Raw genomic sequence first — 8992 nt, 5'->3', positions numbered from 1 at the left:
GCGCGATGAGCAGGAAGCTCACCGGCCATTCCTCGGGGGTGAGCGGTTCGAGCGTCGGCTGCGGGCCGGTGGGGGCTGGTCGCGCAGTTCCCCGCGCCCCTGACGGGGCGCGCCCACGCGGCGGAGCCGCATATCGAACGGAGCCCCGCGCCCCTGACGGGGCGCGCCTCCTGCGGAGCGCTACAGCACCTTCGACAGGAACGACTTCGTCCGCTCGTGCTGCGGATTCGTCAGTACCTCCCGCGGCGCGCCCGACTCCACGACCACGCCGTCGTCCATGAAGACGACCGAGTCCCCGACCTCGCGGGCGAAGCCCATCTCGTGGGTGACCACGATCATCGTCATGCCGTCCTCGGCGAGGCCCCGCATGACGTCCAGTACGTCGCCCACCAGCTCCGGGTCCAGGGCCGAGGTCGGCTCGTCGAAGAGCATCAGCTTCGGTTCCATCGCCAGCGCCCGTGCGATGGCGACGCGTTGCTGCTGGCCGCCGGAGAGCTGCGAGGGGTAGTTGCCGGCCTTGTCGGCGAGGCCGACCCGGTCCAGCAGCTTCATCGCCCGTTCCCGGGCGACCGACTTGGTCTCGCCCTTGACCTGGACGGGGGCCTCCATGACGTTGGCCAGTGCGGTCATGTGCGGGAAGAGGTTGAAGCGCTGGAACACCATGCCGATGTCCCGGCGGTTCTGGGCGACTTCGCTGTCCTTGAGCTCGTAGAGCCGGTCGCCCTTCTGCCGGTAGCCGACGAGCTCGCCGTCGACGTACAGCCGGCCGGCGTTGATCTTCTCCAGGTGGTTGATGCACCGCAGGAAGGTCGACTTGCCGGAACCCGAGGGGCCGATGAGGCAGAACACCTCGCGCGGCGCGACCTCCAGGTCGATGCCCTTGAGGACCTGTGTGGCGCCGTAGGACTTGTGGACGCCCTCGGCCTTGACCATGGCGCTCATGCGCTGACGCCTCCCTTGGTGCGGTCGGTACGGCTGCCCAGACTGGCCAGGTTCGCCCTGATCTTCTGCCAGGGCGTGAGCGGCAGGCTGCGCAGCGAGCCGCGTGCGTAGTACCGCTCCAGGTAGAACTGCCCGACGCTGAAGACGCTGGTGAGGATCAGGTACCAGGTGGCGGCGAGGAACAGCATCTCCACCGTGGCACCGGTGGTCTGCCCGATGTCGGAGGTGGAGCGCAGCAGTTCCAGGTACTGCGCGGCGCTCGCGGCCAGCGACGAGGTCTTGAGCATGTTGATGAACTCGTTGCCCGTCGGCGGCACGATCACGCGCATGGCCTGCGGCAGCACGATCCGGCGGAGCGTCCTGCCCTGGCTCATGCCGAGCGCGTGCGCGGCCTCGGTCTGGCCCTCGTCGACCGACTGGATGCCGGCCCGGACGATCTCGGACATGTACGCGGCCTCGTTGAGCCCGAGACCCAGCAGCGCGGCCATGAACGGCGTCATGAACGAGCTCATGTAGTCACGGTAGATCGGGCCGAGGTTGATCTCCGGGAAGATCAGCGCGAGGTTGAACCACAGCAGCAGCTGGACGTAGACCGGGGTGCCCCGGAAGAACCAGATGTAGAGCCAGGAGACGGAGGACGTCACCGGGTTCTTGGACAGCCGCATCACGGCCAGCACGATGCCGAGGACGAGGCCCAGCAGCATGGCGAGGATCGAGATGAGGACGGTCTTGCCGAGGCCGGAGACGACGGAGGAGTCGAAGAGGTAGTCGGGAATGGCGCCGTAGTGAACGTTTGCGGAGGCGAAGGCGTTGACCAGCAGCCCCAGCAGAACGATCACGACGGCGGCGGCTATCCAACGCCCGTAGTGCCGCACGGGGATGGCCCGGATGGCCTCGGGCTCGACGGCCGTGGTCGCCGCATCCGTCGCCGCACCCTTGGGTGCGTCGTCCGGCTTCTCCTTCTCCGGCTTCCCTGGAGAGTCAGTCATGGATATGACCTTTCAGCGGTCAGTACGAGGGAAAGGAAGGTCAGGAACCGCCGTTGATCTTGGGTTCCTTGATCGTTCCGGCCTCAACACCCCAGGTCTTCATGACCTTTGCATAGTCGCCGTTCTTGATGATCGCGTCCATCGCCTCCTTCAGGGCGTCGCGCAGCTGCGTGTTGCCCTTGGCGACGGCGATGCCGTACGGAGCGGCCTCCACCTGGTCGCCGACGATCTCGAAGTCGTTGCCGCCGCCGGAGGTCTTGACCGCGTAGGCCGCGACCGGGAAGTCGCTGGAGACGGCGTCCACGCCACCGGCCTTCAGCCGCGTCTGGGCCTCCAGGTCGGTGTCGAAGGCCTCGATGCCGATCTTGCCCTTGTCCGCCTTCTCGCACTTGTCCGACTCGGACTTGGCCATGTCGTCCGAGACGGTGCCGCGCTGCACGGCGATCTTCTTGCCGCAGAGGTCGTCCCAGGACTTGATGTCCTTGGTGTCGCCCTTCTTCGTGTAGATCGACACGCCCGCGGTGAAGTAGTCGACGAAATCGACGCCTTCGCCCACCTTCTTCTGGGTCTTGGAGTCGACGCCCTCCTGCCGGTCCTTGGTGTCGGTCATGGCGGACATCGCCATGTCGTAGCGCTTGGAGCGCAGACCGGTCAGCAGCGTGTCGAACGTGCCGTTGTTGAACTCGAAGGTCACGCCGAGCTGCTTGCCGAGCGCGGCGGCGATGTCCGGGTCGATGCCGACGGTCTTGCCGTCCTTCTTGAACTCGACCGGCGGGTAGGCGATGTCGGAGCCGACCTTGATGACACCGGCGTCCTGGACGGACTTGGGGAGCTTGGCGAAGAGCGGCGCCGAGGAGGCCTTGCCGGTGGCCTCTCCGCCACCGTGGCCGGACTTGTCGCGCTGGTCGCCGCAGCCGGTCAGCAGCAGGGCGCCGGCGACCGCGATCGCGCCGGCCGCGGCCAAGCGACTCCTGGCGGCAACCGTGCGAGGGGTGGTGCTTGCGGTCATTGCTGGTTCCTCCTGCGGGTGAGGGGATCGCCGACTGGTCAACACTGCATGTGGTTCACAAGCGGTAACGCGTTACCCGGGGTGCACAGGGGTACCGAAGAGGCCCGGCGCACCTGCTGTGCGGTCGCAACCTCGTGCGGTCTGCGCATCTTGCCATCCGGAGTGCCCCATTCGGGGGCCCAGCTATATCAAAATCGGATAACGGGCCGTCCGCATGCGCTACTGGTCGGTAAGGAACCGGTCGCACTTGGCATGTTTTTGTCATGAGGATTCGCCCATACCCGCAGAACGCCCGGGAACTCGCTCGTCTGCCGTCCTGCTCATCCGGTAGAAAGGCCGGGGACCCCTCACCCGGGGCTCGGGGCGCGCCGTTGCAGCGCGCGCCCGGCGTCCGTACCACCCCTGTCACGGACGCGGCGTCCCACCCGCCCCGTATCCCGGGGCGGCTACCCTCGACAGCAGTTACGACAAAGGGGTCAACAACAGTGTCAGCGGAGATTGTGAATCCTCGGAGCGACAGCGGCCGGCAGGACGGAGACGCTCACGGCGAGCTCTTCGACCCGGCCTTCGCGCTGCACCGTGGCGGCAAGATGGAGATCCGGGCGACGGTCCCGGTCCGGGACCGGGACGACCTGTCCCTCGCCTACACGCCCGGCGTGGCCAAGGTGTGCAGCGCGATCGCCGAGCAGCCCGAGCTCGTCCACGACTACACCTGGAAGTCCCAGGTCGTCGCCGTGGTGACGGACGGCAGCGCGGTGCTGGGCCTGGGGGACATCGGTCCCGAGGCGTCGCTGCCCGTCATGGAGGGCAAGGCCATCCTCTTCAAGCAGTTCGGCGGCGTCGACGCGGTGCCGCTCGCGCTCGACTGCCGCGAGGTCGACGAACTCGTCGACACCGTCGCCCGGCTCGCGCCCTCCTTCGGTGGCATCAACCTGGAGGACATCTCGGCGCCGCGCTGCTTCGAGGTCGAGCGCCGGCTCCAGGAACGCCTGAACATTCCCGTGTTCCACGACGACCAGCACGGCACCGCCGTCGTCACCCTCGCCGCCCTGCGCAACGCGGCCCGCCTCACCGGCCGCGAGCTCGGCGACCTGCGCACCGTCATCTCCGGCGCGGGCGCGGCCGGCGTGGCCATCGCCCGCATCCTGGTCGAGGCCGGCATCGGCGACGTCGCCGTGTGCGACCGCAAGGGCATCGTCTCCCGGGACCGCGAGGACCTCACCGACGTCAAGCGCGAGCTGGCCGGCTTCACCAACAGGTCCGGAATCTCCGGCACGTTGGAGACGGCGCTCGACGGCGCGGACGTCTTCATCGGCGTCTCCGGCGGCACGGTCCCGGAGAGCGCCGTGGCCACGATGGCCGACGACGCGCTCATCTTCGCTATGGCCAACCCCAATCCGGAGATCCACCCGGACGTCGCCCACAAGTACGCGGCCGTGGTCGCGACGGGCCGCAGCGACTACCCGAACCAGATCAACAACGTCCTCGCCTTCCCCGGCATCTTCGCCGGTGCGCTCCAGGTGCGGGCCACGCGCATCACCGAGGGCATGAAGCTGGCGGCGGCCGAGGCGCTGGCCGCCGTGGTGGCCGACGAGCTCAGTGCGGAGTGCGTGATTCCGTCGCCGTTCGACCCGCGGGTCGCGCCGGCCGTCACGGCAGCCGTGGCGCTTGCCGCGCGGAAGGACGGGGTTGCCGGGCGCTAGGTCGCCGGATTGCGGCTGTTCTTCGGCTGCGGGTTCGCTGTGCTTGATCGCGCCGTTCCCCGCGCCCCTTTTCGGGGCGCGGGGAACTTTCGGACGCGGCGCGTGTCACACCCGTCCACGGTTCCGCCGCGGACGCGCACCCCGCTAGGTTCGGATCATGTTCGCCGCCTATGCCGCACGCATCGACCGTGACCAGCCGCTGAACGGCCTCGAGTTGGGGGAGCGCCCCGAGCCCGAGGTGCGGCCCGGCTGGACGACCGTCACCGTCAAGGCCGCCTCCCTCAACCACCACGACCTGTGGTCGCTGCGCGGTGTGGGCCTGCCCGAGAAGGCCCTGCCCATGATCCTCGGCTGTGACGCGGCCGGGATCGACGAGGACGGCAACGAGGTCGTCCTGCACTCCGTCATCGGCCAGACCGGCCACGGCGTGGGCCCGGACGAGCCCCGCTCGATCCTCACCGAGCGCTATCAGGGCACGTTCGCCGAACGGGTCTCCGTGCCGGCCTGGAATGTGCTGCCGAAGCCGAAGGAGCTGTCCTTCGAGGAGGCGGCCTGCCTGCCGACCGCGTGGCTGACCGCCTACCGGATGCTGTTCACCAACGCGGGCGTGCGGCCGGGCCAGAGCGTCCTGGTGCAGGGCGCCGGAGGCGGCGTGGCCACGGCGGCCATCGCACTGGGCGCGGCCGCCGGGCTGCGGGTCTATGCGACGAGCCGCGACGCGGCCAAGCGGGCGCGCGCCCTGGAGCTGGGCGCGGTCGGGGCGTTCGAGGCGGGCGCGCGGCTGCCGCAGCGCGTGGACGCGGTCATCGAGACGGTGGGCGCGGCGACGTGGTCGCACTCGGTCAAGTCCCTCAAGCCCGGCGGCACGTTGGTGATCTCGGGCGCGACCAGCGGGCCCAACCCGCCCGCGGCCGAGCTGACCCGGATCTTCTTCCTGGAGCTGAAGGTCGTCGGCTCGACGATGGGCACGAAGGAGGAACTGGCGGACCTGCTGGCCTTCTGCGCGGCGACCGGGGTCCGGCCGGTGATCGACTCGGTCCTGCCGCTTGACCGGGCGCGGGAGGGTTTCGCGAAGATGGAGGGCGGAGACCTGTTCGGGAAGGTGGTCCTGACCGTCTGAACCGCGCCCCGTAGGGGCGCGGGGAACTGCGCGACCAGCCACGGACGGCCCGCAGTTGCCCGCGAAGGGCTGAGGAGGTGCCGGTGTGCACAGACCAAGGCTCGTCCTGACGGCGACGGTACTGGCCATGCTCCTGGCCCTGACGGCGGCCCGGCCCCCGGCCGCGCCGCCGCCCGTTCCGCGCCTCACCGACGCACACCACCACCCCCTCGCCCTGCGCGGCTGGAACGTCGAGGACAAGACCCACCGTGGCCCCGACGCCCTCCGGGACATCACGGAACGTCATTTCCGCGACCTTTCCGCGCGCGGATTCAACCTCGTTCGCCTGCTGGTCTTCTGGGACGACCTGGAACCGGCCCCGGGGCAATACAGCGAGCGATATCTCGCTCGTATCGAGCGCATTCTGGACTGGTCCGCCCGGTATCGCCTCCATGTGGTGCTGGATGCCCATCAGGACGTCTACGGACCCGCTTTCGGCGGCCCCCGCGGCATTCCCGAATGGGCCACGCGCACGGACGGCCTGCCGTATACGCCGCATCCCGGCGACTGGTTCTCCGAGTACTACGAGCCCGCGGTGCAGGCCGCGTTCGAGCACCTTTACCAGGATGCCGATCTGCGGAATGCGCAGGCGCGCATGTGGCAGGTGCTGGCGGGGCGATTCGCGCGGCACCCGGCGGTTCTCGGCTACGACCTGATGAACGAGCCGATGGGGAAACTGCGCCCGGGCGAGGACCTCCCCGCGGCGGCGCGCCGGATCGAGGCCACGCAGCTGACGCCGATGTACGGGCGCATCGCCGAGGCGGTCCGCCGGGTGGACCGGGAGCACTGGCTGTTCGTGGAGCCGACCCCCGCCGCCGGCGAGGGCCTGCCCACCGGGCTCGGCCGGATCGCCGACCCGAAGGTGGTGTACGCGCCGCACCTGTACGACGCGGCGATGGAGGCAGGACGGGACTACGACCCCGCCTCCGGCTGGCTCGCGCGGTACGAGACCGCGGTGGTCCGGTACGGGCGGGAGCACCGGGTCCCCGTCGTGGTGGGCGAATGGGGCTCGCCCCGCAGCGAGTTGCCGCACATGCGGCGGTTCTACCGCGATGCGCTGACGTCGATGCAGCGGTACGCCTCCGGCTGGGCGAGCTACACGTGGTGCTACGGGGCCGGGTACTGCGCGGTCGACGCCGCGGGCCGGTTCCTGCCGAACAAGGAGCTCACCGCCCGCCGGTTCACTCCTTCCCGCCCCGCCCCTGGCTGAGCACGGCGCCGATCCCGGCCGCCGCCTCCGCCAAGTGTGCGCGCACCTCGGCGAGTTGATCGGACGTCACCCCGTGGTCCCGGGCGGTGTCCCGCACCTCGTCGCGGAACCGGTCCAGCAGGCGCTCGAGTTCGCGGCCGGCGTCCTTCCACGCCTGCCGGGCGCGCCGGCTCTCCTCCTTGGCCCGCCGGGCCTGCTCCTTCCACTCGTCCTTCGCGCGCCGCAACTCCTCCTTGGCACCGGCGAAGTAGTCGGAGATCGCCTCCCCGCCGCCCGCACCGCTGCCCGAGCGGGACCGCAGCGCGGCCTCGCGCATCTCGCGCCGCAGGTCCCCGGCCGCGCCGCGGACGTCCTCGCGGATGTCCGCGGCCAGCGCGGCGACGGATTCGCGGATCTCCAGCTCCAGCTCGGCCAGTTCGCCCTGCCGGTCGGCGAGTTCGGCGCGCCCGGCGTCCGTGATGGAGTAGACCTTGCGGCCGCCTTCCGTCGCGTGCGTGACGAGCCCCTCGGTCTCCAGCTTGGCCAGCCGCGGGTACACCGTGCCGGCCGACGGCGCGTAGAGCCCCTGGAAGCGCTCCTCCAACTGCCGGATGATCTCGTACCCGTGGCGCGGCGCCTCGTCGAGGAGCCCCAGCAGGTAGAGCCGCAGCCGGCCGTGGGCGAAGACGGGGGCCATCAGAGCACCTTCCCTTCCGCCGGGCCCGGGCCCGGTTCCGTGGAATCCGCCGGCCGCCGCAGCAGGGCCACGGCCCCGGACACGGTGGTGATCTTCAGGCGGCCGTTCCCCGTCCCCAGCCGTCCGGTGATGCGCTTGGCACCCCACTGCCCGCCGACCCGCAGGTCCTCGAAGGCGCAGGAGACCGGGCCGCTGGCCGTGTTGGCCTCGACCTCGGCGTCGACGGGGTGCGGCAGCCGGATCGCGATCTCGCCGGAGACGCTGGTGAGCGTGAGCGAGGGGTTCGTCCCGGCGGTGCCGGAGAGGTCGATGAGCATGTCGCCGCTGACGGAGTCGGCCTTGACCGTGCCGCCCTCGGTCTCGATCAGCGTGAGGTCGCCGGAGACGGAGTTGAAGCGGAGCTCGCCGCCGAGCGACTGGGCCTCCAGCCGGCCGGACACCGTGTCGGCCCGGACCGTGCCCGTCAGGCCGACGAGGGTGGCCTCGCCGGAGACCGTGGCGATCTTGGCGTCGCCGGCGGTGCGGGAGACGACGGCGCCCGCGGAGACGGTGCCGACGTCGACGGGCGTGGCCGTCGGAACGGTGAGCGTGACGGTGACCCTGCGGTGCCGCTCCTTGGGGTCGAACCACTTGAGGAAGCCCGTCCAGGGCACGTCGTCATACGTGACGGTGAGCGTGCCGCTCGTGTGGGTGACGGCGAGCGGGGGACCCTCGATCTCCGTCAGCTCCAGCCGGGCGGGCCCGGTGTCCGTGCCGACGACATTGACCGTGCCGCCCACGATGCGCACCTTCAGGGCCATGACCGGCTCGTCGAAGGTGAGCTTCTGTGGCGCGGCCAGTGACCACTTCGACTGGGTGGGCATTCCGGGCCTCCTCTGACCGACAACGCAACATATCGCGTCTTGTAAGACACGATATATCGCGGTCACTGGAAGTCAAGTGCCGCCCCCGTGGCTTAGCGTTGACGCATGTCCGCAACTGATCACAGCCGGGCGGCGGGGGTTCTGCTGCTCTGCCGGGCCGAGCCCGACCGCGTCCGTCCTTCCGCGCAGCTCCTGCGCGAACCGCTCCTCCTGGCCCCGGCGGGCGAGGGGTGGAGCGTGCTGGTGCCGGGGGAGGAGGCCTGGCGCGAGGAGGGCTCGCAGATCGCCGCCATGACGGCGGACTGGGCGCACGCGCTGACCGTCGCCGAGACCTGGCCGGCGGTCGGGCTCGTGCTCGAGCAGGGTGGTGATGCTGACGCCCAGTGCGTCCGCGAGCTTGACCGTGGTGCCGACGCTGGGGTTCGTCCGGGCCTGCTCGAT

Annotated in this window: 8 protein-coding genes and 1 pseudogene; 3 read left to right on the top strand and 6 right to left on the bottom strand. The window is 70.3% G+C overall.

Annotated elements, in window-relative coordinates; all coding sequences use genetic code 11:
- Nucleotides 1–180: 180 nt before the first annotated feature.
- Genes ACWD4B_RS34030 through ACWD4B_RS34020 form a run of 3 tightly spaced genes read right to left on the bottom strand, consistent with a single transcriptional unit; the run spans nucleotide 181 to nucleotide 2940 of the window.
- Nucleotides 181–942 (bottom strand): amino acid ABC transporter ATP-binding protein, encoded by a 762-nt coding sequence (locus ACWD4B_RS34030; protein ID WP_336413595.1) that lies wholly within the window; start codon nucleotides 940–942, stop codon nucleotides 181–183.
- Nucleotides 939–1931 carry an amino acid ABC transporter permease gene (locus ACWD4B_RS34025; RefSeq protein ID WP_451424402.1) on the bottom strand — a complete coding sequence of 331 codons (993 nt, stop codon included), beginning with the start codon at nucleotides 1929–1931 and terminating at the stop codon, nucleotides 939–941. The genes ACWD4B_RS34030 and ACWD4B_RS34025 overlap by 4 nt, the downstream gene beginning before the upstream one ends.
- A gap of 40 nt (nucleotides 1932–1971) precedes the next feature.
- Entirely contained in the window at nucleotides 1972–2940 is a 969-nt protein-coding gene (locus tag ACWD4B_RS34020; RefSeq protein WP_451424401.1) for an ABC transporter substrate-binding protein, read from the bottom strand.
- Between the two features lie 485 nt (nucleotides 2941–3425).
- Between ACWD4B_RS34020 and ACWD4B_RS34015 the strand changes: the two genes are divergently transcribed.
- From ACWD4B_RS34015 to ACWD4B_RS34005, 3 genes are all read left to right on the top strand, one after another.
- Nucleotides 3426–4643, top strand: coding sequence for an NAD(P)-dependent malic enzyme (locus ACWD4B_RS34015; protein ID WP_451424400.1), 1218 nt, complete (start codon nucleotides 3426–3428; stop codon nucleotides 4641–4643).
- 157 nt (nucleotides 4644–4800) lie between these two features.
- Entirely contained in the window at nucleotides 4801–5763 is a 963-nt protein-coding gene (locus tag ACWD4B_RS34010; protein ID WP_451424399.1) for a zinc-binding dehydrogenase, read from the top strand.
- An 85-nt stretch (nucleotides 5764–5848) separates the two neighbouring features.
- A complete protein-coding gene (locus ACWD4B_RS34005; protein ID WP_451424398.1) occupies nucleotides 5849–7012 on the top strand; it encodes a glycoside hydrolase family 5 protein in 1164 nt (387 codons plus the stop codon).
- Here ACWD4B_RS34005 and ACWD4B_RS34000 read toward each other — a convergent pair.
- From ACWD4B_RS34000 to ACWD4B_RS33990, 3 genes and pseudogenes are all read right to left on the bottom strand, one after another.
- A complete protein-coding gene (locus tag ACWD4B_RS34000) occupies nucleotides 6984–7688 on the bottom strand; it encodes a helix-turn-helix transcriptional regulator (RefSeq protein ID WP_451424397.1) in 705 nt (234 codons plus the stop codon). The two genes, ACWD4B_RS34005 and ACWD4B_RS34000, sit on opposite strands and share 29 nt — an antisense overlap.
- On the bottom strand, nucleotides 7688–8551 hold the full coding sequence (locus tag ACWD4B_RS33995; RefSeq protein ID WP_451424396.1) for a DUF4097 family beta strand repeat-containing protein: 864 nt from the start codon (nucleotides 8549–8551) through the stop codon (nucleotides 7688–7690). The genes ACWD4B_RS34000 and ACWD4B_RS33995 overlap by 1 nt, the downstream gene beginning before the upstream one ends.
- Nucleotides 8552–8899: 348 nt before the next feature.
- Nucleotides 8900–8992 (bottom strand): annotated as a pseudogene (locus ACWD4B_RS33990) (transcriptional regulator); the annotation flags it as partial.

This window comes from Streptomyces sp. NPDC002536 (assembly GCF_053594995.1).
This window is presented reverse-complemented; position numbering and strand designations above follow the sequence as displayed.